Consider the following 24,211-nt stretch of genomic DNA (forward strand, 5'->3'; position numbering starts at 1 on the left):
GCTGGTGTAGAAAGGGGCTGTGTATGAATCGAAAAGCGATTATCAGTGGACGGGAGTATACACTTCTTGAAATTGTCCCGTCTCTGGATGGAGAGCAGGCGCTGCTTCTCTGTGAAGATGAAAACGGCAAAAGGGCGGTTTGCTCCGAGCCGTTGTGGCGCAGCTGTGCGCGAACGGATGTACAGTCTGCCCCAGTTCACGCACATAGCTCCTCACGAGAAAAAATTCAGTATTTCCTCTCTGTTTTCAAAGGGCGGGAAGATGTATATGCACGCCGGTATCACAGCACGACCACCGGAAAAACCGGTTACACCCCTGTCTGTAAAAACGAATGGGTGCATGGCCTGTGTGATAAGAAGAAATACAGGTGCGCAGAATGTCCCAATCGCGAGTTTCGGCCGCTCACGGCCGATGTAGTCAAGGCGCATTTGATGGGCCGTGATGCTTTGTGCAGAGATGTGGCGGCGATCTATCCAATGCTGGAGGACAACAAAACCTGGCTGTTGGCTGCGGATTTTGATGAAGAAAACTGGAAACTTGATGTGACTGCATTTTGTAAATCCTGCAATGATGCGGGACTTGTACCGGCAGTGGAACGCTCTCGTTCCGGAAATGGCGCCCATGTCTGGTTTTTCTTTTCGGAGCCTGTTTCCGCCGCCGATGCCAGGCGCTTGGGGAGCGGTTTGCTGACTCGGACAATGTCGGGCCGGCATGAACTATCCTTTTCATCCTATGATCGTTTGTTCCCGTCTCAGGATCTTGTTCCGAAGGGCGGTTTCGGGAATTTGATTGCCTTGCCATTTCAAGGACAGGCGCAGAAAGACGGAAATTCTCTGTTTGTGGATGACCGCTTTGAGCCTTATCCTGATCAGTGGGCATTTCTGTCCTCCTTGCCGAAAATCACGCCGGAACAGTTGGAAGAAGTTTTAAGGAAACTGTGTTATCATGGGGACATGGGAGAATTGGCGGATGCTGAGGAGAAGCAAGTGCCCTGGAAACGCAAGCGAACCCAGACAAAACTGACGCGCAGAGATTTTCCGTTGCAGGTAAACCTGCATCGTTCTAATTTGATTTACATTGAGAAAAAGGGCTTCTCTCAAGGAGCGTTGAATACGCTCAAACGGCTTGCGGCGTTTCCAAATCCGGAATTTCGCTCCAAACAAGCCATGCGTATTTCCGTTTATGGCATTCCTCGTGTTCTGGACTGCGGCTATGAGGACGAGGAATACATCGCTCTTCCCCGTGGTTGTATAGATGAACTTCTGGGGTCATTGAATCAATATGAAGTCCCTGTTGTTCTGGAAGATCACAGATCACTGGGACATTCCATTGATGTGGAATTTAATGGAGTGCTGCGCCCAGAACAGGAACCTGCCGCCAGAGCGTTGCTGGATGCAGACATGGGTGTTCTGTCTGCAACGACTGCGTTTGGGAAAACCGTAATTGGCGCCTATTTGATTGGACAGCGCAAAGTCAATACCCTGGTATTAGTGCAGTCCAGTGCATTGTTGGAACAGTGGAAATCCTCGCTGGAACAATTTCTGAATATCCATGAAGTTCTGCCGGAACCGCCCAAAAAGCGGGGCAGGAAGAAAAAACAGCACCTCATTGGCCAAATTGGCAGCGGAAAGAATACCCGCAGTGGGATCGTCGATATTGCCACCATGCAGTCTCTGCTTGAGGGAGGAGAAAAGTCCGTAAAGTCTTTTGTGACAGAGTACGGAATGGTCATTGTGGATGAGTGCCATCATGTGGCCGCATTCACCTTCGAAACCGTGCTGAAAGCAGTGGAAGCCAAATATGTTTACGGATTGTCTGCCACCCCTGTCCGCAAGGACGGTCATCATCCCATCATCTTTATGCAGTGCGGCCCCGTCCGGTATTTGGTGGATGCCAAAAGTCAGGCGGAAAAGCGAAGATTCTCCCATATGGTCATTCCCAGATTCACACGTCTAAGACTGCCGAATGCCAACGGGATTCAGGATATGTACGCCGGTGTGATTGAAAATCACAACCGGAATGCACTGTTGGTGTCAGACACGTTAAAGTTGGTTCAGGAGGGGCGCACCCCAATTCTCCTGACGGAACGGAAAGACCACGCTGTACTGCTTGCCGGTCATCTGTCAGGCAAGGTAAAACATGTTTTCCTGCTCATTGGCAGTGACAAGCAAAAGGATAAGCGTGAAAAGCTGACGGCATTGCAGAATGTGCCTGACGGTGAGGACGTGGTAGTCGTTGCTACCGGAAAATATATTGGAGAAGGCTTTGACGCCCCGCGGCTGGACACCCTGCTCCTGGCTATGCCCATATCGTGGAAAGGTACATTGGCACAGTATGCCGGACGTCTCCACAGAAATTATGAAGGAAAGCAGGAAGTTCGTATCTACGATTATGTGGATATCCATGTTCCGACTCTGGAGCGGATGTATCATAAACGCCTGAAAGGTTATGCGGAACTTGGATATCAGGTCAAATTCGGTGCAGCGGATCAGTCTGTCAGTGTGATTTATGATGGACACTCATCTATGCTTCCTTTTGAGCAGGACTTGGATGATGCCATCCGCAGCGTGGTTATCGTCAGTCCTTATCTGCAAAAAGAAAGAATCGTGAAATTGCTTCCCTCTTTGCAGAAGGCGGTCGCTTCCGGTGTCGAAATTGTAATCCATACCAGAACGTTAGATGGCAGAGAACTCTCAAATCAGGAAAGCGTGCGTGAAACGATCAAGATGCTGGAACTGGCGGACATTGTGGTTCATACGCACAAGGCGCTCAATCAGCGGTATGCCGTCGTTGATGAAAGCGTTGTGTGGTATGGAGGAGTGGATTTTCTTGCGTTTGGCAGAAAAGATACGGATGTACTCCGGTTCACAAATTCGGATATTGCCGGTGAATTTCTGGCACTTTGCGGTCATGCAGAAAGCGAACAACTTGTCATGGAAGATGTTTCTATGTAGGGGTCGTCTTCGAGATGTTTCCGTATTTGGGATTATAAGAAATGGAGGAAAAGGGCAGAGAAAAACCGCTGCTTTTCAATGCTCTTTAACCCTGCCTGTCAGTGCTTGATCCAGCGTATGGGGTTCGAATGTCTGGGAATACAGGCCCGAAGCAGGTGTGCTATCAATTACGCAACACCCAGATATGGAGTTGTAGAACTGCCTGGACGTATTCTCTTGAATTATATTCGGCATGAGGGACTGCTGGTGGAAAGATATAATTGATACCATGGCGGCCAAGTTGAATGCGTATAACTGCAAACAGCGAAGCTGTGATGCGGTGCAGGACAACAGTAACTTTATTTCATTTCCAGCATGGTAGATGTACTGTTCTGGAAAGTTCAAAAGCAAGATTTTTCTGTCATGATTCAGAGCAATTTTACATCAGCAGAACTTCTGACTTGGCAAAGAATCAGGGCAGAGTCGGAGAACTTACTGGATAAAAACCGGAGTCCAGAATGATTAAATGACGAGTACAGAGAAGGGGGAAGGAAATGACCGACAATAAAGATCAAATTATAAATTTGTTTCGAGATGACAACGCCGAGACGGAAACCATGCGGAATTTTATATTGGGATCGCTGATCAGCTGCGAGAGCAACGAGACAGAGGAAGATCGCTTGGGCAATATTGAGGCTTTGGAAAAAATCCGTAATGCTTTGGTAGGAGTGCCGGAGGCCGCCAAATCCTATGAGCGGGTTCGGGAGCTTATTGATATTTTGAAGGACGAAAAAAATAGCGGTGCGGACTGACGGAAATATATGCTTCCTTGGGATATGTTGGGCTTTGGGAAAGACAGAATAAATGTGCATCTATAATATGGGAGGGCCTATAAACAGGGAAGATCTGAAATTCAAGGATGAATGACCATCGAATCTGCAACCTGAAATAAACGGCGCAGGTATCACCGTATCAGTGATGCCTGCGCCGTTTATTTGTTGCTGAGCGCAAATGTTCTTTAGTGTTTCTTGGGCCTTGCCCTTGGTGCGGTTGCATCATAACTTGCATCGAGTAGCATTTTGATTTTGTCATCTGAAACGCTGCCATCCAGAGCAACCGTAATCCAACTGTCCTTGTTCATGTGATATGCTGGGAAAAAGCCTGGTTCGCATCGCAAAGAGCCGATCAGGATTGTGTCGCACTTGAGATTAACTACATCCAAAAGATCGGAACCCGGCAATCCGAGTTTGCCTTTGGGGATATCCATAATCAGGGCAAACCACTTTTGATTGTTACTATGGCGAAATACTTCATAATTGGGATATTTCATCCAGGGAAAATCCGATTCTACATTATAATTTTCGAAAATAAACCGTTTCAATTCTGCACGATTCATGGATGCCACTTCCACACTTTCAGACTGTTTAAAGTATAGCATACACAGGGTAGTATGCCAATTCCATGGGAACGACCTTCGAACTCCTCAACACGCCGATTGAAAAATGTTTATTCACAAGGCAAATGAATGTGAGGGTGGTGCCTGATGATTTTATTGCTTTTATGACAATATTGACAACGAAGTGTCGTTGTCAATGCGGCGTGAGACAGCTATAATAAGATGAGCGATAAAAAAGGAGGTCGACATGCTTCGAATAGCAATTGTAGAGGATGATTTGGGTGACCGCCGACATCTTCAGGAGATGATTGACCGGTTTTCTGAGGCCTGCGGGGAATGCTGTATCGCGACGGTGTTTGGCAGCGGAGCAGAGTTCTTGGAAGGATATCAACCGAATTACGATCTGGTTCTCATGGATGTGGAGATGCCGGGCCTGGACGGGCTGGAGACCGCAAGGGAGCTGCGTATGCTGGACCGGACCGTAATCCTTATTTTTATCACCAATATGGCCCAGTACGCTATTCGGGGCTATGAGGTGGATGCATTGGATTATGTGCTCAAACCGGTGAGCTATTATTCCTTTGAAATGAAGATGAAAAAGGTGCGCCGAATTCTGGCCGAGCGGCAGGGTAACAGCGTGGTACTGAGCAGTAAGGGGGAGCTCCGCCGCATTCCGGTACGTTCTATTTTATATGTGGAAGTGCGAGATCACAGCTTGTATTACTACACTGGCGAAGGGGAATTCTCCGCTACCGGAAGCATGAAAAAGCTGGAGCAGGAGCTGGAACCTCAGGGTTTTGCCCGCTGCAACAACTGCTACCTTGTGAATCTGATGTATGTGAGGGCGGTAAATCAGGAGCAGGTGGTGGTGGGCGAGACTGAACTAAAGATCAGCCGACCCCGACGCAAGGCCTTCATGCAGGCCCTTTCGGCCTATTACGGAGGTGGGGGAGAATGAGTGGACTGTTAGATCGTTTGCAGCAGTGCAATTATATTCTGGAAATGCTGGCCGCCTGTCTGCTGTTTGCCTTGCCACTGAAAAAACGGCATCGCCCCTGGCTGCGTTTTGGGGCGGGGGCGCTTGCGGCATTGGTGGTGAGCATGACGGTGGGAGGTGTTTCCTCCACAGGTGTGGCCGAGGCGGGTGTAGCCTATCTGGCCCAGCTGATCGTGGTGGTTCTGCCCATCTGGCTGAGCTGCGACGTTTCGGTGGAGGATGCGGTCTATGGTACCATCTGTGCCTATGCCATGCAGCATTTTTCCTCCTCGCTTTATATCCTGCTTTGCCTGGGCACCGGGGCCGGTCACGACATCTGGCGGCTGCTGGACCCCGCGACCCTGGGCTATTATCTGCTGGCCTACGTGCCACCCTATTTTCTCATCTATCGGCTGTGTGCCAGGCCTCTGGGCCGGGGCGGCAGCTACCGGGCCAGCCTGTTCCGGGCTGGTGGGATCACGGTGCTGGTGCTGCCGGTGGCGTTGTTCCTGAGTCTGGTGGCAAAGCTTTCGGGTGGTGACGGTGGCGCTTTTCTGGTGTGTCAGGTGTACGCCATGCTGTGCAGTGCGTATGTGCTGTGGGTGCAGGTGAGCCAGAGCAGAGAGGTGCAGTTGCAAGCCGAGCTGAAGGTGCAGCAGGCATTGTGGGAAAAGGAGAAGGAGCAGTATCAGCTTTCCCGGGCCACCATTGAGGTGATCAACCGCAAATGCCATGACCTGAAGCACCAACTGGCCGCACTGCGCCATTGCAGTGAACCTCAGCGGGAGGAATCTCTGCGGGAGATTGAACAGGCGGCGCTGATCTACGACGCGGTGGTACAGACCGGCAATGAGGTGCTGGACACGGTGCTCACCGAAAAAAGCCTGGTGTGTGAGCACCGGAACATCCAGTGGACCTGCATGGCCGATGGCCGGGGACTGGCCGGTATGAATCCGGTGGATCTGTATGCACTGGTGGGCAATGCGCTGGACAATGCCATTGAATCCGTGCAGCAGCTGCAGGATCCGGCCAAGCGGGTGATCGGGGTGACGCTGTTCCGGCGGGATGGGCTGTCCGTCCTGCGGGTGGAAAATTACTGCGAAACGCCACCTCTGTTCCGGGATGGCCTGCCGGTGACCACCAAACAGGATCGTACGCTCCATGGCTTCGGAATGAAAAGCATGCGGCAGACCGCCGAAAAATACGGAGGTTCGCTGTCGGTGCAGGTGGAGGACCATGTGTTTGTGCTGTGCGTTGTGCTGCCGATCCAGCCGCCCCGACAGGAGAGCGCCGCGGAATCTGCAATTTCATAAAAAAATACTCCCGGCGGAGGAACGGTCATGGAGCCGTGTCCTTCGCCGGGAGTGTTTTTTTTACAGGATACGGGGCCAGATCAACAAGATACGAAAATTCTCTCTTTGGCGGACGACATTGTGTTACAATGCCTCCAGATTCAGCAGGCGCCGGGTGTTATCTTTGGCTGGTTCATCGGCCGTAAAACCTGCCGGAGCAGCCCGCCGCCTGCCCGTGAAATTTATATTGAGGAGGAAACATCATGGCATTGGATATGCTCCGCATGGAGGATATTATTAACTATGGGTCGAAATGCCTGCCGTACCTGATTCCGTTTCTGATTTTGCTGGTGATTGCATGTGTGCTGGCGTTCGTGACCAAACACAAACCTGTACCCAAACGCAAGCTGATCCGCAGCGAATCCGTGATTGCGGTGATTCTGGCCTTTGTACTGGGTGTTACCGGCATTTGTATGGGACCCATGTATTCATCCCTGAGCCTGGTTATGCAGCCGGCCAAAGTGCTGAGTGACGAGACCGCCGCTGCTGGTGCGCAGCTGAGCAGTGACATCGGCGACGAAGGTGTTGTGCTGCTGAAAAACCAGAACGGCACACTGCCACTCGCGCAAAAGAAACTGAATGTGTTTGGCTGGGCCTCCACTAACCCCTGCTACGGCGGCACCGGCTCCGGTGGTGTAGATAGCTCCACCGCTATTTCGCTGCTGGCGGGCCTGAAGAATGCCGGCTTTGAGCTGAACGACGAGCTGAGCGACTTCTACACCAGTTACAACACTGTACGCGAGACTGGCAGTCTGGACGGCAACACCAACTGGACTTTGCCCGAGCCTGCGGTGGACAGCTACTCTGAAGAGATGATGGAAAACGCCCGCAATTTTTCGGATACGGCACTCATCGTGATTGCCCGTATCGGCGGCGAGGGCGACGACCTGCCCACCGACATGAGTACGGTAAAGTACATCACCGACGAGCCGGGAATGGCCCATGAGGGTGACTTTGTGGCCGGCCAGACTTATCTGGAGCTGAGCGCCACCGAGCGCAGTCTGGTGGAGATGGTCACCGCCAACTTTGAAAACGTGATTGTGCTGTACAACGGCGCCAACGCCTTCGAGCTGGGCTGGGTGGACGAGTACGAGAACATCAACGGCGTGCTCACTGTGGCCGGCCCCGGGCAGGACGGCTTCGGTTCGCTGGGGCGGGTGCTCAGCGGCGAGGTAAATCCCTCCGGTCGTCTGGCGGACACCTTTGTCTATGACCTGACCCAGAGCTACAACTTCAACAACATCGGCAGTTTTTTGTACGACAATACCCAGGAATTTGCCGATAAGGACACCGACCTGTACAACCTGGTTTCCTTCGTGAACTACACCGAGGGGATCTATGTGGGCTATAAGTTTTACGAGACCGCTGCGGTTGAGGGCTTAATCGATTATGAAGCCACTGTCCAGTATCCCTTTGGTTACGGCCTGAGCTACACCACCTTTACCCAGACCATGGGCGATCTGAAGGAAAACGGCGACGGAACCATCACGGTGGATGTAACTGTAACTAACACCGGCGATGTGGCCGGTAAGGATGTGGTAGAGCTTTACTTCACACCGCCCTACACCAACGGTGGCATTGAGAAGGCTGAGGTCAACCTGTTGGACTTCGCCAAAACCAGTCTGCTGGAGCCTGGTGCCTCCGAAACCATTACCTTTACCTTCAATGAGGAGGATATGGCCTCCTACGACGATCAGGTGAACCGGGCCTATGTGCTGGAGGCCGGAAGCTACGTGATCAGCATTCGCAGCGACTCCCACACTGTGCTGGATTCCCGCACCTATGACAGGGCCGAAACACTGGTTTACGGCGAGGGGAACGCCCGCTCCACCGACGGGATTGCCGCCACCAATGTGTTTGACGACGTTCGCGGCGACGTGACCTATCTGAGCCGCGCCGATCATTTTGCAAACTATGCCCAGGCTACTGCAGCTCCCACCAGCTACAGTATGCCGGACGAGGTGAAGGCGGTCTTCCTGAACAACGACAACTATAACCCCGAGGACTACAACAACCCCGACGACGTGATGCCCACCACCGGCGCCGACAATGGCGTGATGCTGGAAGACCTGGCGGGCAAGGATTATGACGATCCCCTGTGGGATCAGCTGCTGGACGAGCTGACTGTGGAGGAAATGTCTACTCTGATCGCCAAGGCCGGCTTCTCCACCATCGAAATTCCTTCCATCGGCAAGATTGCCACCAACGAGATCGACGGCCCCTCCGGCCTGCACTCCTTCTTCAAGCCCAGCATGAAGGGCTACTCCTACCCGGCGCCTACCACCCTGGCCTGCACCTGGAACAAGGAGCTGGCCCGCCGCCTGGGCGAGATGATCGGTCAGGAGGCCAGTGAGGTGGGCGTAAACGGCTGGTACGGCCCCGCTATGAATATCCATCGTTCTGCTTTCTCTGGCCGCAACTTCGAATACTATTCCGAGGACGCGGTGCTCAGCGGTGAGATGGCTGCCCAGTCGGTGGCCGCCGCCCAGAAAAAGGGCGTGTACTGCTTCCTCAAGCATTTCGCTCTGAACGATCAGGAGCTGAACCGGAACAACCAGCTGTGCGTGTGGGCCAACGAGCAGGCCATCCGTGAAATTTACCTGAAGGCATTTGAGCTGCCGGTGAAGGAAGGCCACGCCACCGCAGCCATGGCGGCCTTCAACTACATCGGCCACCAGTGGGTGGGTGGTTCCTCTGCTCTGATGAAAACCGTTCTGCGGGAGGAATGGGGCTTCAACGGCATGGTGCTCACCGACGCCGCGCTGGACGGCTATAATTACATCAACGGTGACCAGGCCATCCGCAACGGCACCAACGCCATCCTGAATCCGGATCTGGTGGAGGAGACCTCGGTCCACGACCAGACCAGTGCCACCTCGGTACTAGCCATGCGGGACTCCGCCCACAGTATCTTGTATGCGGTGGCCAACAGCAACGCCTACATGACCGACGGCGATGCGGCGAGCCTCTCCTGGGAGACCGTGTTCTATCTGTGTCTGGCCGGGGTGATCCTGGTGCTGGCAGTCTGCGAGTGGATCACCATTCGCCGTTACCGGAATCGCATGAAGTAAACTTCTAGTTTGATTATAACGGCATACTGCACTTTAAGAAGGCAAATTTGTGCGATGGTTAAGTTATGGGTGCGCATTGAGCTAAATGTGTTAAAAACAAATTGATAATCTGATCTCTTGCCGATAGCATTGGCGTTGAGATAATTCGCACACAAAGTGCGATCGTTTCCTCTTTTAAACCCCAGATTTCCGACCCTGCGGAAGTCTGGGGTTTATTAATTGTAAAAATGCACCAGGAGGTATGTGATTTGTGTAATCTCAAAATCTTCTGCTGAAATTCCGATTGAGCACGAGCGTTAAACAGAAAAATATCAGACAGGTAAGAAAGCGAGCAAAACCATCAAATAGCTAGAGCGGCAGTAAACAGCTAAAGAATGTGTGTACCGTCGATGCAGGTTTTTAGATGATCGTTTACGATGAAGGGCGAAAAAGGTTACAATAGAAGAAACGAAAAAGCAATGCCAAATGCGGTTGGCGTTGCTTGTATGTATCTTGCAATGCTGTTGGAAGGTGTGTTCTGCACACCCCGCGTTCAACAGTGGAGAACAACCAGTCTCGTTCCGCTGGGGATTCAAAAAACGCCGACTAAGCCCGTGGCGAGTTGGATCTTGGGCAAAAAGCAATGGCCAAGCTGCTATAATTGGTGAGTGTTTTACCCAATTTCTTGAAAAGGTTAAGTTCGTATTTCTCTTTTTCCAAGCTTTCAGGGTGAATTACGTATCTTAGATTTGAAAATGCAAATACTTTCACCATTTGCGGGTGTACGAAGTTTAGAAAGAAACCCTTTTTTTCGGGCGAAGTCTCGCAGTTGCTGACGGGACAGGGTCCAGTGATTCAGGTCTTCCATGTGGGTGGCTACGATGAGGGCAGAAGGAACTGCCCGGTGCAGAGCCAATACATCTTCTGTTCCCATATTGCTCTGATATTGCCACCCCATATTTCCTCCGGCGTTGGCCAAAACCACTTGGGGATGAAATGTTCGGACGGCCTGCTCCACACCAGGATACCAGACGGTGTCCCCTGTGGCGTATAGGCAAGGCTCATCGGATGCTTGGAAAATCACCCCACACACACTGCCCGCGTGGTCCAGCATTTCCTCATCCCAATTTCCATATCGTCCGGGAATTTTGGTTAGAGTAATGTTGGAGAAAATCGTATCAGCATTCAAAACTGTGACCTGTTGAAAACCATAATAGTATGCTGTTTTCTTTTGCTGCCGGATTGCTTGTTAACCGGATGCTCTGACATGGGCGTCAAGCGCCGTTGGATTTGAAGCGTATTGAGGCTGCTTTGGGACCGTACGCCGTATGCTCCTGCCGGGGGGCACAGCAAAAAAATGCCGGAGCCGAATGCTATGCATCAGACAGAGGGGAGCTCCGGCTGATAGCAGGAGTCGGTATGGGTTACTGACGGTGGGCATCCAGTTCAGCGTGGGTGGCGATTCTGTTTCCTTCCATGGCGCGGGGATATGATCGGCAGTTGACGCTGCTGATCCGGGACGTTCCCCAGGAGGCGTATCGTCTGGCAATGTATCGCCCCCAGAAGGTGTCAGGAACCACTCGACAGTTCTTGGAATACCTGGCCGGAACCTTTGCCAGAGATGGGGGGACAACAGCGGGAATTCCTGAACCGTACACCTCGAATGCAGGATCTTTTTATATGAAGATGTACCTCATTGCCAGATCTGGAGTCGTTGCTTTTTATGCTCCATGCGGGTTGGAATACTATAAAAGGATAGAAGTACTATTTCGAGGAAACGCAAGTATCTGGTTAAACTATGTGGCCTGCGGTTAGAAAAATATTGACGAAACGAGATTTTTGTATTGTAATATAAGAAATGCTTTATTTGAAAAAAATAAAATTTTCAAATAAAAAATTTGACAAAGAAGATAGGTGAAGGTATAATAAAACCATACAAGAATCCAAGGCTCATTTGGTGTTTCGTAAGTTCCTACACCAAGTGGGCCCTTTTTTCTTTCTAATCCCAAAATTGAAATAATATTGTGAATAAAAAGCCATCTGGTGATTTTATCGGCGCGATTATCGCTGAAGCATCACAGGATGGCTTTTTGTTTTATAAATATCTTAAAAAAGGAGACGTAACAAAATGAATACAAATATGAAAAATCAAGGCTCTACCTACCGCGAAGTGACCGCTGAAGATACTGTTATTGTGGAACGGGCAGAGAATTCTGTCTGCTGCTGCAAGGCGATAGATGCAGAGGTTACACTGGCAGACATTCAGCGCATTTCGCGGCATCTGAATTTATCTGGAAAAAAGTTTTATGATAAGTTCTGTCAGCCGATTTACGATGAAAAAAGCAAGGCTGTAACGGCAGTCACGCTTGCGGCAACTGGAAAAATGGGAGCCTGCGTTTTTTGCCGTGAGGGCAAATGTACTCTCGGGGATGCAAAGCCTACAAGCTGTTTGTTGTACCCGCTGGTGCGTGAGTTTATCCCGATTTCGGACTGTGCCTGGCGTGTTGTGTATGCGTACGAAAAGGGTGCTCCCGCCAACAACGGAAAGCCGTATCTGGTTGGTGATTTGTTGGAAAAATCGGGGGCGCTTAGCAGTGAAATCGTGTTTGGCCATACCCGCTTGGCATATTACGAGGCGGCAAAACACTATAAGGTGATTTATGCAATGACGCACAAGCCGGCCAAAAATGATTTTTTGGCGGATGCCGTACGTCATCTTCTGACTGATTTTGATGAAACCTTGAGTCTGGAAGAAAATGCGGAGAAAAATCGCAGCCGGTATCGTCAGAAGGTTTGGAGGGTAACCGAACCGCTTTTGCACAAGGCGGCCTTGAAACACTTCGGAATTTCGGGAGGCATTGAGGTAATCATGCGTTAATTGAACAAGAGGGATCTGCTGCTTGTCAGCAGATCCCTCTTGTTTATGTGGAAGAACCGAAAATAACGAAAATAACCTTCCTGCAATGGCAAGGGGAGGTTCGTGAATCTTACATGGAGATCCCCGCGACCAGCTGCTCAATTTCTCGAGAAATACGGGACAGCTCTGCGTCCGTCTGATTCATCAATGTGTGTAAATGGTTCAGAACACTTTCGATCTGATTGCGGATGCGCTGTACCTGCTGTTGGGACTGGTGAATCTGATCCAGTACAGCCCAGTCGGCAAAGATTCCGTCAAAGAAGTAATCGGCCACACGCAGAAAACCATCAATGCTGACCTGAATGTCCGCATCAATCGTCACGTCGGCCAGCTCGGTTTTGAAGCAACGCAGCTGCGACTGCAGGGTTTCCACAGAAGCCTGTGCCTGGTCCAGATGGCTGTGCTTTGCCAGATCCGAGAGCAGTCCGCCGCCGACCAGATCCCAGGTTCCCCAGCCTTCTGCACTGTTCAGTTCGGACAGAATTTGATCCGCGCAGGACAGTGCGGCATTCCCGGCACTCATCGCTTCCTGCAATTCCCGCTTTTGGCTGTCCAAGTAGCCGTTTCGCTCTTCCAGCTGCAGGATCTTTTCCGCGGTGGGCCCGCCCGCAGCTTTTACGGCAAGCGTTTTTTCCTGCAGGACGGCATCGTAGCGAGCCTCACAGCCCCAGAGCGAGTTTCGCTCGTCTTCGCATCGCTTCAAATCCCGTTCAATGCCTTCCAGCTCCCGGGCAGCGGCATCGTATTTTACCTGAGCGGCATAGGCTTCCTGCTGCTCTTTGGTCAGCTTTTCATCCATTTTGCCAACCATCTGATAAAAGAAAGCAGCCAGACTGCGCCCCTCCAGCCGTTCCACATCCGCCTGTTCGTCAGCGAGGAGTTTTCGAAGCTCATCCGCACGATCGGCATAGGTTTTGCGCTGGGCGCGCAGTTCCTCTATGGAAGCATCCAGCTTTTTCTTGCGGGCGCACTGGGCCTGTAACTGACGCAGCTGTTCATCATAGCATTTCATGAGCAAACATCCCTTTCTGCCTGACTGCATTTTGTACCTTCCGGATGATGAAGTGTGCGGAATTTTGGAACCATCTTTATAAAAACGATACAGGAATTCAGGCAGGGTGTCAATAGAAGGGAAAAGCACCCGCATTTTCTGAAGATAGGGTGGGGCTCTACTGCTGTTCGGTTGCCACACAGCTGGATTACTGGTATGATTTTCTTGAGGCGAGCAGATCGTTTGGGCAATATGGGGGCTTTGGAAAAAATCAGGAATGCTTTGGTGGGTGTGCCAGAGGCCGACAAATCCTACGAGCGAACCTTGGAACTTATTGATATTTTGAAGGAAGAAAAAAGTAGCGGTACGGACTAACGGAATATATGCCCCCTTCGATACGTTGGGTGTTGGAAAGATGCCACAATAAATGCGCATCGGGAGATGGCCGATGATTATATGAGAAGGCCTATGAATAGAGCAGATTTGACATTCAGGGATATTAAGGACTGCATTTCCAAAAAGAATAGGCTTTCCGTACTTCTCCTCGAAGAGAATACTTGTTGGACACCAATAAATCAATAGTTTCAACACCAGCGGGAGCAGAAAAGGGGGAGTGCTCTCTTTTACAGACAGAGAAAGGCAAGAATAGCACCGGTTCTATGGTATGATGAAAAACAGGAAGGAGGGGGCCAAGATGGACTGGATTTTGCTGAACCAAGACACACCATTTCTGGAGTTCTCTACCCAAGAGGATAAATTCTGCGATGTGGTGGCTTTGGAAGGAATCTGGCTCTCGTCCTTGCGCCCTATTGGCGATAAATCTCTTCTGAGCTTTTTGGAAGGGCGGCGTGCCCCCAAGCACCGAAAGCACATCGAGCAGCTTCTGGAGAAATATGGCTGCTGCACATTGGACGGCTTTCTGCAGGTCAGCCATGCGCCTTCTCTCAACGATACCTTTTGGGTAAAACAGGCGGATTCCCAGTTGTGCTGGCGAAATGTCTCCCTGTATCAGAATGACTTTGATGAGAACATTGCCGAAGCCGAGCTGAACGGCTCCTTCAGTGAGCAGAGCCTTTTCTCCACCCACCGGAATTTGCCACCGACGGATACTATGCCAAGTGCTGGAAGTGGGCGGCCAGATTATACCGGTAATCTGCATCTACGGTAGTCAGATTGATCGGCTCCTGTATAGCTCCATAGTTACTCCCCAAAGGCCTGGATGCTACTTGTGATATAAAATCCAGGCCTTCTGCTTTTCCAGAAAATTCAATTGGGATTTTTAATAATAGTGTGATTGTATCGCCTTAAAATACATATAATTTTGTGATTCGGCTTGTATTTTTTGACGTTTTGACATATAATAAAAGTGTGATTAATAGGCACTAAATATATCATAAAAGTGTGATGGGGCGTATATATGGAACGATTGATTCTGAAGAAACTGCTGAAGTGGAAGAATTCTCCCTATCGCAAACCTTTAATTTTAAAAGGTGTGCGCCAGGTCGGCAAGACCTGGATTCTGAAAGAATTCGGCAAACGCTACTACGAAAATACTGCTTATTTCAACTTTGATGAAAACGAAGAGTACAAGCAGTTTTTTGAAACCACGAAAGATGTAGACCGAATTTTGCAGAATTTGATGCTGGCAAGTGGTCAGAAGATTCGGCCAGAGAAGACCCTTATTATTTTTGACGAAGTACAGGATTGCCCTAAGGTCATCAATTCCATGAAGTATTTCTGTGAGAATGCGCCGCAGTATCATATTGCCTGCGCTGGTTCTCTCCTGGGTATTGCCTTAGCAAAGCCATCTTCTTTCCCGGTAGGCAAGGTCAATTTTATGCAGATTGATCCCATGACCTTTACAGAATTTCTATTGGCCAATGGAGATGCGAACTTTGCAAATTATCTGGAGACAGTAAACACCATTGAGCCAATTCCCGATGCCTTCTTTAATCCTTTGTATGAAAAGCTGAAAATGTACTATGTGACCGGTGGTATGCCAGAACCCGTCAAGATGTGGACAGAAGCAAGGGATGTGGAAGCCATGCAGGAAGCTCTGTCTGGGATTATTGGTGCTTATGAACGTGACTTTGCCAAGCACCCTAACATCAGCGAGTTTCCCAAGATTTCAATGATCTGGAAGTCCATACCGTCCCAGTTGGCGAGGGAAAACAAAAAGTTTATCTACAAGGTAGTCAAAGAAGGGGCACGGGCCCGTGAATACGAGGATGCCTTGCAGTGGCTGGTGGATGCCAGACTGGTGCATAAGGTCTACCGCAGTACGGCTCCGGGTTTGCCTGTGTCTGCTTATGATGACCTCGCTGCTTTCAAGATTTATCTGGTGGATGTGGGGCTGCTCCGCCGACTGGCGCAACTGGCACCGACTGCCTTTGGTGAGGGTAATCGGTTATTTACCGAGTTCAAGGGCGCATTAACTGAAAATTTTGTGCTTCAGACTTTGATTACACAGTTTGAAGTGACTCCTCGGTACTGGACGCAGACAAATCCTCCTTATGAGGTGGATTTCCTGATTCAGCGTGAAAACGATATTTTTCCTGTGGAGGTCAAGTCCGAAGCCAATACCACCAGCAGAAGTCTCAAGAAATTCAAAGAACTATTTCCAGACCAGGTTAAGCTCCGTGTCCGATTTTCACTGAGTAATTTGAAGTTGGATGATGATGTGCTGAATGTCCCACTGTTTATGGCAGATCAGACCGATCGGTTGATTGGGATTGCACTGGAACAAAAGAAGGCATAGAGGCGCTGCTAAAAGAAAATGGCACAGCCGGTCGTTTGGCTACCCCTGTCGAGATGGCAGAACCTTTGTTGTTTTTAAATTCTCCGATGGCCCGATTCGTTTCTGGTCAACTGTTGATCGGGGATATGGCCAACAATTGTCAGATTGTGTTGGGCTACAAGAAGAGCCGGCTGAATGTACCTGTTGCACGGAAGCTATACAACACGCAGTTCTTCCAGAAGCAGTTGCAAAAGCAAATCTAAAACAGGAGTATATAAAGCGTTGTTCTCCGTAAATTCACTCTGGTCTTTCTACTTATTGAACGCCAATACAGCAAAATTTGTGGAAGTGGAATAGAGCGCCATGATCCTGAATGTGGATCGGCACCCAGTGGGCTTCGGTGTGCGGTCTGTTTTGGATGCTGATCGGATGGATCATACAGAACGTTAGGTTCCCCGTCTGACTTCACGCTGGAAGTGGACACTGTCGTCCCTGAGAGCTCTGATGACAGGTGATACGCACAGAGACTTGAAAAATCTGTATGATCTTGCGTCCCGGGAGCATCTGCAAATCCTGGTGGAAGATAATCGTCTGAAGAAGCTGAGCCGAGAGGACAATGGATAGAAACGGCAGTTGATTTAATAAATTATAAAGAGGAACCTACCCGGTACCAATCAAGGCTCTGGGTAGGTTCCTCTGCTTTATGTAAGGTTCTTCATTTCACAAAGTTATGTAAGCAGGCTTGGTTTATGGCTGGTGCGGTGGTCTCTTGAGGCATTGGATTTCCCAAGCATCATCTTTCCTATAGTTGAACATGTCGATTTGTGCTCAGGGAGGGACCGCCATCTTCCTGTAGGTCGGATTTAAATTGATTCAGAATTGGCTTCTGCATATTCCGCCAAATCGCTGCCGGCCAGATCCTCTTCAATCAAATCTGTAATATAGCCATTCACACTCTTATTCAGCTGCTCCGCCCGCTTCTGAATGATTTCTTTCTGTCCTTTCTTCACCCGAACCCGAACGTCATCATACGCTTTTTTGTTATAGCGATCCTTTACTTCAACAGAGGTTTTCCCCACAAATAATCACTTCCTTTTATAAAAATATATTTAAATAAGTATAGCACACCTATTTTTGTGGTACCAGTATGCAATATGCACAAACGCTGGCATAGTGGTACCAGTATTATTTGTAGAATCGTCGAATATACATGGTGGTACCAGTATGATATAATTTAACCATAGACAGGAGACACGCTCTTGCTACTCAAAATAACGTGAGGTATCAACATGAAACACATCCGTACCCACTTCATCTACGAAGTGGACAACATCCCGGATCACCGAAGCAGGCAGTTCGGTCATTGTCCCTGCCTGCTGGCCGTGATAAAGATTGCTTTCCCCACACGAAAAAAGCCGCATTCGGGCTGCCACCCGAACACGGCAAACGCAAAATGAACCATTCGCCAAAATAATCCAATTTGCCCTCTTATCATAACATGCCGGCCGCAACAAAACAAGCCGTAAGAGGGCAGTGGATCAACCACATTCCTTATAAATAAGAAAGAGAGGATTCAATATGAACAACCAGAACATGAACAACATCACCGCTGCCACCAACGAGAGCCACGAAATCTCCATCAACATCACCCGCAAGGCTTTTGTCGGGCTGGCCCGTCAAGGAATGCTCTTCCATCAGGGTATCCTCGAGGGGTGCGATGATGCTCTTGCCGCCGCACTGGCGGGCGAAAAGGCTCGGATCTGCGTGGCGCTGGCACCTGATGCGGACAAGAACTATATTCACCTGGCAGTGGCCGACTGGGGCTGTGGCATGGATCTTGCCGCACTCACCAATGCGCTTCAGCTGGGCAGTGCTCCGCTGACCAACAGCCGCCTGAATGAGCACGGATATGGTCTCAACAATGCGCTGGCCTGTCTGTCCGGCGGCACCGGTGACTGGTGCATCTACACCCGCAGCCAGCCCGGCCCTTATTACAAAGTGAGCGGCCCCTTTGACCTGAAGATGACCGTAACAGAGGAAGACGCTCTTCAGCTGCCCGAGGGCCTGAATCTTCAGTGGCCTGATCCCTCCACGGTCATCTATGTGCGGGTGCCGATGGCCATTGCCCGCACCCTGCAGCGGCAGGGCAACCGGAAGCTTAGCGATCTGGCCACCCTGCGGCTGTGGCTGATCGAGCATCTGGGCGTTGCCTACCGGGGCTACCTGGAACTGGATCCGGTCACGCTGGAGCCCAGCGCCAAGATCGCGGTGACGGTAGGCCAGAGCAGTATGCTGGTTCCGCCCATCCAGGTTCCCATGATGATGGCCCGCACCGAAAAACTGGAAGTGGAACTGGGCGGCCAGATTGTACCGGTGATCTACGTCCATGGCACCCTCGATAAATCCAAGCGGGATCATCTGGTACTGGGCGGCAAGTCCCGGTATTACTATCAGGGAACCCAGCCCACGCAGGGCATCGATATTCGGCTGGGCAAGCGGGTGATTGCCACCGCTCAGCTGGGTGAAATCTGGCATAAAGAAGACGGCACGCCCATTTCCCGGCACAACAGCTACAACGATTTTGTAGGCGAGCTGATCCTGCCGGAGCTGCCCCGTGGTGTTCTTGCCACTCTGAACAACAAGACCGGTATTGACCGCAACGACCCGGACTGGGACAAGGTCTTTGAAGCGCTGGCTGAGTTCCCGCCGCAGAAAAACGCAGCCACATTCAGCGAGGATGAACTGAAAAAGAAGTGGATGAAAATTCTCAAGGCAGCAAACCCGGAGGATGAGGTAACCAGCGAGATTTGCGTCTGGCCCACCGGTACCCGCGTGGATGTGGTGGACAAAGGAGAAAATGGAAAATGCGATATCTATGAGCTGAAGACTCGAAAGGCGGAACCGAAGGATCTGTACCAGCTGCGCATGTACTGGGACGGTCTGGTTCTGGAGGGAATTCAGCCCACCCGGGGAATCCTGCTGACAAACGGCTATTCTGACAGACTGCAGGAGATGGTGCGCATTCTGAATACCCTGCCCGCGCCCAACTTCCCGGACGGACGGCCCAGTGCGCCCTACAACTTCTCTCTTGCTACCCACAAAGAAAAGCAGCTTCTGTGATAAAGGAGGGAATCCGCATGGTATTGGATGCAATCTACCGGGGAGAGTTGCTTCCCTGTGAAAATAACCTGGAGGGAAACAGCCGGCACAAACAGGCGGGCAAGGAGATTGAACAGCTCCTGAAAGACCTGCGGAACAATCTGAGCGAGGAGGATATGGCGCTGGTGGACCAGATGCTGGAACAGACACTGATTATCTGCGATACAGAAAGCAGCGATGCATTTCAATACGGGTTTTCCACCGGATTGCTGCTGATGCAGGAGGTTCAGGAAATTCTCCGCAAGCGGATTGATGCAGCCGCACATGACATCTTCTGAAAATTTTCAGAAGATTGATTGATATCTGCAGATGCAATTCATATCATAAAGGGAAACAGGAATCCAACGCGAATTTTGAGCAACGAAACTACCCACTCCAAGTGCGTCCTCTGGAGTTTACAAGATTATTTCTGATAAAAAGCCATTCTGTGATTGCGCCGACATTGCCGGACTGTTGCGGGATGGCTTTTTGTTCAATGTGAGAAATAACTCACAATTTTCTGTTATAAAATTTTATAGATCGAAGCATGCGGTTTTCTCTTTGTGATGTATTGATTTGAAGGTTTATTAAATGAATTGTTTCTTTTTTGCTTGAAGTGAAGAATGCCGTAAAATGAAAATTTCTGCGTTTTTTAATTTAAACCTAAGAGATTTTTTAATGCAAAATAAATAAAAAATTTGATAAAAAGTGTTGCAAAAATAAATGCTGTGTGTTAATATAGGGACATAGAAAGCACAACCTGAGTGCTAATTTGGCGAATCGTAATTGCCCACTCGAAGTGGGATCTTTTGGCGCTATTAATATAAATATTGTGAGATAAACAGTCATTCTGTGATTCGACCGGTGCAATGCCGGAAAGGAGCATACAGGATGACTGTTTGTTTTTTGCGGAATACAGGCGGATGCAGGTGCGGTCTGCATAGTCCTTGAAGAGGGACGTTAATCACTACTACCTTAAATTACACACAACAGACAAAACGAAAGAAGGGATGAGAGGATGTCCAAATCAAAAAATGACACAGAATGCATGGGCGGGACAAAGCGGTTTTATGTCCGCCCGGCGCGCGACCAGAAGGGGCAGCAGGATGCGATCTATCAGTTGATCGACCCGAAGACGGGAGCCCCGTACACAAATGCGACGATTGTGGCAGCGCTTAAAGAGCGCGCGGCGGAACAGCCGGCCCTGGCAGAGATGATTGCGGCAGACATTGCTGCAATCGAACGGAAAGCAAAAGAAAACCCCGACGCCAAGTACGAGATGCGCTGCCGCGGCAAAACTGCACAGGAGGCAACCAGGCGGGCGAAGAAGGAATTGCTGCCGCGGATCGAACGCATGGCGGCGCTGCTGTTTGCACATTATTGGAAGGCCAACATCGAGTATGGCAATGTGACAATTGAGCAGTATGTACATTATGCGGGAGACGCATTGTTTTCGGGCGAAACGGCGGATGCCCGGAATCATATGATGTCGGCGCTCCGTACGTTTGTACTGCCGGTGATCGGGGAGATGCGTTTGCGTGATATGGATAGCACCACACAGACGCAGCTCATTTGCAAAGTCAACCACCTTCTGTCCCGGAAGAAGGCCAGTGCATCCTACCGCGGATACGCAAAACGGGCCTATAAAGGGCTGTTTGCTGCAATCGAGAGCAGCGGATACGGTGATTGCGCGACTGGCATTCAGTTGGCGGATATGATTGCCAAGATCAAAGGCAAAAATAGTGCATTGGTAAACAGCGTACGCAGTGCACATCTGGACGATGATCAGAGGGCGGCACTGTTTGCAGTTGAGAATGTGGAGCGGCGCGAGTATCTGATGTTTGTGCTGGCGATGATCTATTGCGGCATGGAAACCTGTGAAATCAGCGCCCAGCGTTTTGGCGACATCGTGCAGCTGATTCTGGAAGGAGGCGAAAGCTGCTATGTCATCACAATCACCAGCGTTATGCGCAGATTGCATAAACGGTATTCTCAGATCGGACCCACAAATAATGACTTTCCGCTGCGGCGGCTGCGCAAGGTGGTCCTCTATCCGTGGGCGGCCACCATTTTGCTGGAGTACATCGATTACCTGCGGCATCAAGGTTATAGCGATCATCAAATTGCTCAGATGAGGTTGTCTGATCTGGCACCGGATGGTGCGATTGTAGGCCCCGCAGACCTGGATGAGATGATCGGTGATCTTCTGGCGAAGGCGGGAATTTCCGAAAGTCCGATTCCGCGTACCCGGAAGAATGGAGCGGTATACCTGCAGGCAGAGGCTGCTGGTGTCAAGCTGCTCTACCGGGATGCACAGTACCTTGCTCAGACCTGTGGTGCTGACCTTCCGATGCTGCATGCCATGTTTGGCCTTGTTCGGACTGAAACGGATGAAGAGGCCTATCTGGATATCCTCAGTGATGAGTATGCTGTGGCGCGTTATCTGCGGCTGCGGCGGTGTCCATCTTTTGGAGATGCGGTTGGAAATCGCTATATCTTTGAGGCAGCGAATGACACAGGAGGACCACAGACGGTGAAAATCATATCGGATTATGCCGTAAAGGCGGAATGGAGGGAAATCAAATGACAAAAACAGTTGATTATGGCGGGGTAAGCTTCCGTGTACGGACGGCCTACCCCAGGGGTCGCAAAGCATCCAAGGCGCCGTGCCGCGCCTTGATAAGCCCCATCAACCCCGAAACCGGTGAAGTGATTACCAAGCGCCAGCTTTTTGCCAGTGAGAGCGATTGCCCGGTGGATAAACCCGTGTATGGAGCAAATCCGGCAGACATTGAGGAGCACCATTTTCCGGCCATTGCCAATGAGTTGATTCAGGCGATGTATCAGGCCGGATTGTTGGCGGCCGGCAATCGTTATGAGCCTACCCATGACCTGGGAGATGCGGCGGAGTCCTATAAAGAGATGTTCTTCTCGATTCATCAACAGCAGTGGGCCGAACGTACAATCGATGACTATCGGCGTCAGTATGATATTCTGGTTACCGAATTGCGCGGAACGACGGCAGAATCTCTTACGCCGGAAATTTATCGTGCATTGCAGGAGCGTATCTGCCGCAACGCAGCGGGGACTGCGCGCAAAAAATCTGACTGGGTGGCGGGTGCAGAAGCTCCCCCATCGGCCGCAAAACGTTTGAATCTCTTGTATCTGCTGATCTGGGATTTGAAGACGACGGAAGGCTATAATATACCGCTCGTGCCCACGCGCTATGCGGGTAAGCCTTCCCGGCAGGATCTGCTGCTGTCTTATATTGACAGTGCCCGCAGTATTCCGAGACATTTGTTGAAGCAGGTGTGCGATGAGACTATCCTGTCGGGACAGGTCGGTATATTGGCGGACACGGGGCTACGGATCAGTGAATATGGAGGTTTGCTGTTTTGTTCGATTGCCAGGCTGGAGGGTTCGCAGGGCGCCATGTATTACTTGCGTGTTACAGGTCAGCTCGGCGTCAGTTCGAACACACGAACAGAAATTCCCAAAACGACGTCGTCCTATCGAGTGGTGCCGATGTCGGTCGAACTGGGAGAAATCCTGATGCAGCGTCAGCAGGAGCTGGAAAGGGATTATGGCAACGTTTCCTTGATGCTCATGTGTGGAAGTGTGCAGGCAGGGGAGTACTGTACAGACGCAAAAACGGTGTCCGGTACGATGAACAATATTACGGAGCAAATTCCAGAGCTTCTGCGTGATCCGCGGATTTTGGAGGCCTTGAAGAAGAACCGACCTTATCGTTTTGATGAGGTGTGCCAGGATAATTATTTGCTGAGTATGCTTACATGTCATGCATTGCGTCGTAATTTCTGTACCTGGATATATTGTGAGAGCGGCATGGATACCAAACAGGCGTATCAGCAGATGGGCCACGCGGACAAGTCGGAGCAGCGTCGTTCGGGGGCCATTGGTGCCACACCCGGCGAAATCTATCGCATGTGCATTGGGAAGCATGTCAGCCGTACGCTGTATCATGATCCACATCCGCTGCGGTATCAGGCTGGCGAAAAGTTCAGCGAGACGGAGGTGCCGGCGTGTGCCATCGAACTGACTTTGCCGGCTAACAGCAAATGGCAGTTAATCGTTGCCGAAACAGAGCCCATGGCCCATACCAGCTGTCGAGGTGATAATGTGAGTGTGAGCCAAAAGTGGCAGGAAGATATTCGATGCAGATCCGATGGGTATGCACTGCTGGCAGATCCATCGGTCTATACAATTCGAGAAAAGAAGAAGCTGTTTGCGTAAAGTCCGGCAAAATCGGTATATCGGCATCAAGTAAAAGGAAGGGACAGGCATCAAGATTGCCTGTCCCTTATCTTATGCGCCTATCGGTGCTTTCAGCAGGTGAGATATGTCGAGGAGTGCAGAAGATTGAGTGAAGCACAAACGCCTGACTTCGTTGCGTTCCCTTGCTGTTCATAGAAAGTTCAGGTGTGTTTTCTGAGTTGTTCAGCACATACGGGAGATTGAGGAAGAGCTGCTTATTCAGAGTTTCTGTCACCGCGCCATTTTCCGGTCCTTGCTTTTGACCTTTTGCGCAGGAGACGCTGTGTTTTGGTCTGCTGTTTGTGCTGATGCAATGTCTGCTTGCCTTGCCGCAAGGTGTGATGTGAGGGCTTTTTCTGCATCTCCTGCAACGGTATGGAATGTTTGTAGATTTTCGTGCATTGCATTGCTTTCTTCGTGCAAATGGCATATAATAAAAGTACCAA

Annotated in this window: 21 protein-coding genes; 15 read left to right on the forward strand and 6 right to left on the reverse strand. The window is 50.4% G+C overall.

Annotation, left to right across the window (positions count from 1 at the left end; translation table 11 throughout):
• Positions 1-23: 23 nt before the first annotated feature.
• Positions 24-2,954, forward strand: coding sequence for a TOTE conflict system archaeo-eukaryotic primase domain-containing protein (locus ACESYO_RS08435; protein WP_373209770.1), 2,931 nt, complete (start codon positions 24-26; stop codon positions 2,952-2,954).
• Between the two features lie 533 nt (positions 2,955-3,487).
• On the forward strand, positions 3,488-3,745 hold the full coding sequence (locus ACESYO_RS08440) for a hypothetical protein (RefSeq protein ID WP_373209772.1): 258 nt from the start codon (positions 3,488-3,490) through the stop codon (positions 3,743-3,745).
• Positions 3,746-3,951: 206 nt separating this feature from the next.
• Here the strand turns inward: ACESYO_RS08440 and ACESYO_RS08445 are convergent, their stop codons facing one another.
• A complete protein-coding gene (locus ACESYO_RS08445; RefSeq protein WP_373209773.1) occupies positions 3,952-4,329 on the reverse strand; it encodes an MmcQ/YjbR family DNA-binding protein in 378 nt (125 codons plus the stop codon).
• A 247-nt stretch (positions 4,330-4,576) separates the two neighbouring features.
• On the opposite strand from ACESYO_RS08445, the gene ACESYO_RS08450 reads away from it, so the two are divergent.
• The 3 genes from ACESYO_RS08450 (at position 4,577) to ACESYO_RS08460 (ending at position 9,728) form a co-directional block, all read left to right on the forward strand.
• Complete coding sequence (locus tag ACESYO_RS08450) at positions 4,577-5,287, forward strand: LytR/AlgR family response regulator transcription factor (RefSeq protein ID WP_373209774.1); 711 nt, start codon at positions 4,577-4,579, stop codon at positions 5,285-5,287.
• Positions 5,284-6,618, forward strand: coding sequence for an ATP-binding protein (locus tag ACESYO_RS08455; RefSeq protein ID WP_373209775.1), 1,335 nt, complete (start codon positions 5,284-5,286; stop codon positions 6,616-6,618). Before ACESYO_RS08450 ends, ACESYO_RS08455 begins: the two co-directional genes overlap by 4 nt.
• 242 nt (positions 6,619-6,860) lie before the next feature.
• Entirely contained in the window at positions 6,861-9,728 is a 2,868-nt protein-coding gene (locus ACESYO_RS08460) for a glycoside hydrolase family 3 C-terminal domain-containing protein (protein ID WP_373209776.1), read from the forward strand.
• Positions 9,729-10,431: 703 nt separating this feature from the next.
• On the opposite strand, the gene ACESYO_RS08465 is transcribed toward ACESYO_RS08460, so the two are convergent.
• Positions 10,432-10,896: an MBL fold metallo-hydrolase gene (locus ACESYO_RS08465; protein ID WP_373209777.1), complete on the reverse strand. Its 465-nt coding sequence runs from the start codon at positions 10,894-10,896 to the stop codon at positions 10,432-10,434.
• A gap of 235 nt (positions 10,897-11,131) precedes the next feature.
• Positions 11,132-11,287, reverse strand: a complete 156-nt coding sequence (locus tag ACESYO_RS08470) for a hypothetical protein (protein WP_373211242.1) — start codon at positions 11,285-11,287, stop codon at positions 11,132-11,134.
• A gap of 548 nt (positions 11,288-11,835) precedes the next feature.
• On the opposite strand from ACESYO_RS08470, the gene ACESYO_RS08475 reads away from it, so the two are divergent.
• Positions 11,836-12,585 (forward strand): YkgJ family cysteine cluster protein, encoded by a 750-nt coding sequence (locus ACESYO_RS08475; RefSeq protein ID WP_373209778.1) that lies wholly within the window; start codon positions 11,836-11,838, stop codon positions 12,583-12,585.
• 109 nt (positions 12,586-12,694) lie between these two features.
• Here the strand turns inward: ACESYO_RS08475 and ACESYO_RS08480 are convergent, their stop codons facing one another.
• Positions 12,695-13,636 carry a hypothetical protein gene (locus tag ACESYO_RS08480; RefSeq protein ID WP_373209779.1) on the reverse strand — a complete coding sequence of 314 codons (942 nt, stop codon included), beginning with the start codon at positions 13,634-13,636 and terminating at the stop codon, positions 12,695-12,697.
• A gap of 195 nt (positions 13,637-13,831) precedes the next feature.
• Between ACESYO_RS08480 and ACESYO_RS08485 the strand changes: the two genes are divergently transcribed.
• The 4 genes from ACESYO_RS08485 to ACESYO_RS08500 all read left to right on the forward strand — a co-directional run bounded on the left by ACESYO_RS08485 (position 13,832) and on the right by ACESYO_RS08500 (position 16,615).
• Positions 13,832-13,990, forward strand: coding sequence for a hypothetical protein (locus tag ACESYO_RS08485; protein ID WP_373211244.1), 159 nt, complete (start codon positions 13,832-13,834; stop codon positions 13,988-13,990).
• 319 nt (positions 13,991-14,309) lie between these two features.
• On the forward strand, positions 14,310-14,783 hold the full coding sequence (locus ACESYO_RS08490) for a hypothetical protein (protein WP_373209781.1): 474 nt from the start codon (positions 14,310-14,312) through the stop codon (positions 14,781-14,783).
• A 249-nt stretch (positions 14,784-15,032) separates the two neighbouring features.
• The gene (locus ACESYO_RS08495; protein ID WP_058966160.1) at positions 15,033-16,373 is read left to right on the forward strand and encodes an ATP-binding protein; all 1,341 of its coding nucleotides are present in this window, start codon (positions 15,033-15,035) and stop codon (positions 16,371-16,373) included.
• Positions 16,374-16,426: 53 nt separating this feature from the next.
• Positions 16,427-16,615 carry a hypothetical protein gene (locus ACESYO_RS08500; protein WP_373211245.1) on the forward strand — a complete coding sequence of 63 codons (189 nt, stop codon included), beginning with the start codon at positions 16,427-16,429 and terminating at the stop codon, positions 16,613-16,615.
• Between the two features lie 600 nt (positions 16,616-17,215).
• On the opposite strand, the gene ACESYO_RS08505 is transcribed toward ACESYO_RS08500, so the two are convergent.
• Positions 17,216-17,431 (reverse strand): hypothetical protein, encoded by a 216-nt coding sequence (locus tag ACESYO_RS08505; RefSeq protein ID WP_373209782.1) that lies wholly within the window; start codon positions 17,429-17,431, stop codon positions 17,216-17,218.
• 210 nt (positions 17,432-17,641) lie between these two features.
• On the opposite strand from ACESYO_RS08505, the gene ACESYO_RS08510 reads away from it, so the two are divergent.
• The 5 genes from ACESYO_RS08510 (at position 17,642) to ACESYO_RS08530 (ending at position 23,744) form a co-directional block, all read left to right on the forward strand.
• The gene (locus tag ACESYO_RS08510) at positions 17,642-17,809 is read left to right on the forward strand and encodes a hypothetical protein (RefSeq protein ID WP_373209783.1); all 168 of its coding nucleotides are present in this window, start codon (positions 17,642-17,644) and stop codon (positions 17,807-17,809) included.
• Between the two features lie 121 nt (positions 17,810-17,930).
• The gene (locus ACESYO_RS08515; RefSeq protein WP_270913838.1) at positions 17,931-19,472 is read left to right on the forward strand and encodes a PDDEXK family nuclease; all 1,542 of its coding nucleotides are present in this window, start codon (positions 17,931-17,933) and stop codon (positions 19,470-19,472) included.
• 17 nt (positions 19,473-19,489) lie between these two features.
• A complete protein-coding gene (locus ACESYO_RS08520) occupies positions 19,490-19,789 on the forward strand; it encodes a DUF6809 family protein (RefSeq protein ID WP_270913837.1) in 300 nt (99 codons plus the stop codon).
• 719 nt (positions 19,790-20,508) lie between these two features.
• Positions 20,509-22,077 (forward strand): hypothetical protein, encoded by a 1,569-nt coding sequence (locus tag ACESYO_RS08525; RefSeq protein ID WP_270913836.1) that lies wholly within the window; start codon positions 20,509-20,511, stop codon positions 22,075-22,077.
• Positions 22,074-23,744: a site-specific integrase gene (locus ACESYO_RS08530; protein WP_270913835.1), complete on the forward strand. Its 1,671-nt coding sequence runs from the start codon at positions 22,074-22,076 to the stop codon at positions 23,742-23,744. The genes ACESYO_RS08525 and ACESYO_RS08530 overlap by 4 nt, the downstream gene beginning before the upstream one ends.
• Before the next feature lie 252 nt (positions 23,745-23,996).
• Here ACESYO_RS08530 and ACESYO_RS08535 read toward each other — a convergent pair whose 3' ends face one another.
• A complete protein-coding gene (locus tag ACESYO_RS08535; RefSeq protein WP_373211247.1) occupies positions 23,997-24,167 on the reverse strand; it encodes a hypothetical protein in 171 nt (56 codons plus the stop codon).
• Positions 24,168-24,211 lie beyond the last annotated feature (44 nt).

Source organism: Allofournierella massiliensis (assembly GCF_964241245.1).
GTDB lineage: Bacteria > Bacillota > Clostridia > Oscillospirales > Ruminococcaceae > Allofournierella > Allofournierella massiliensis.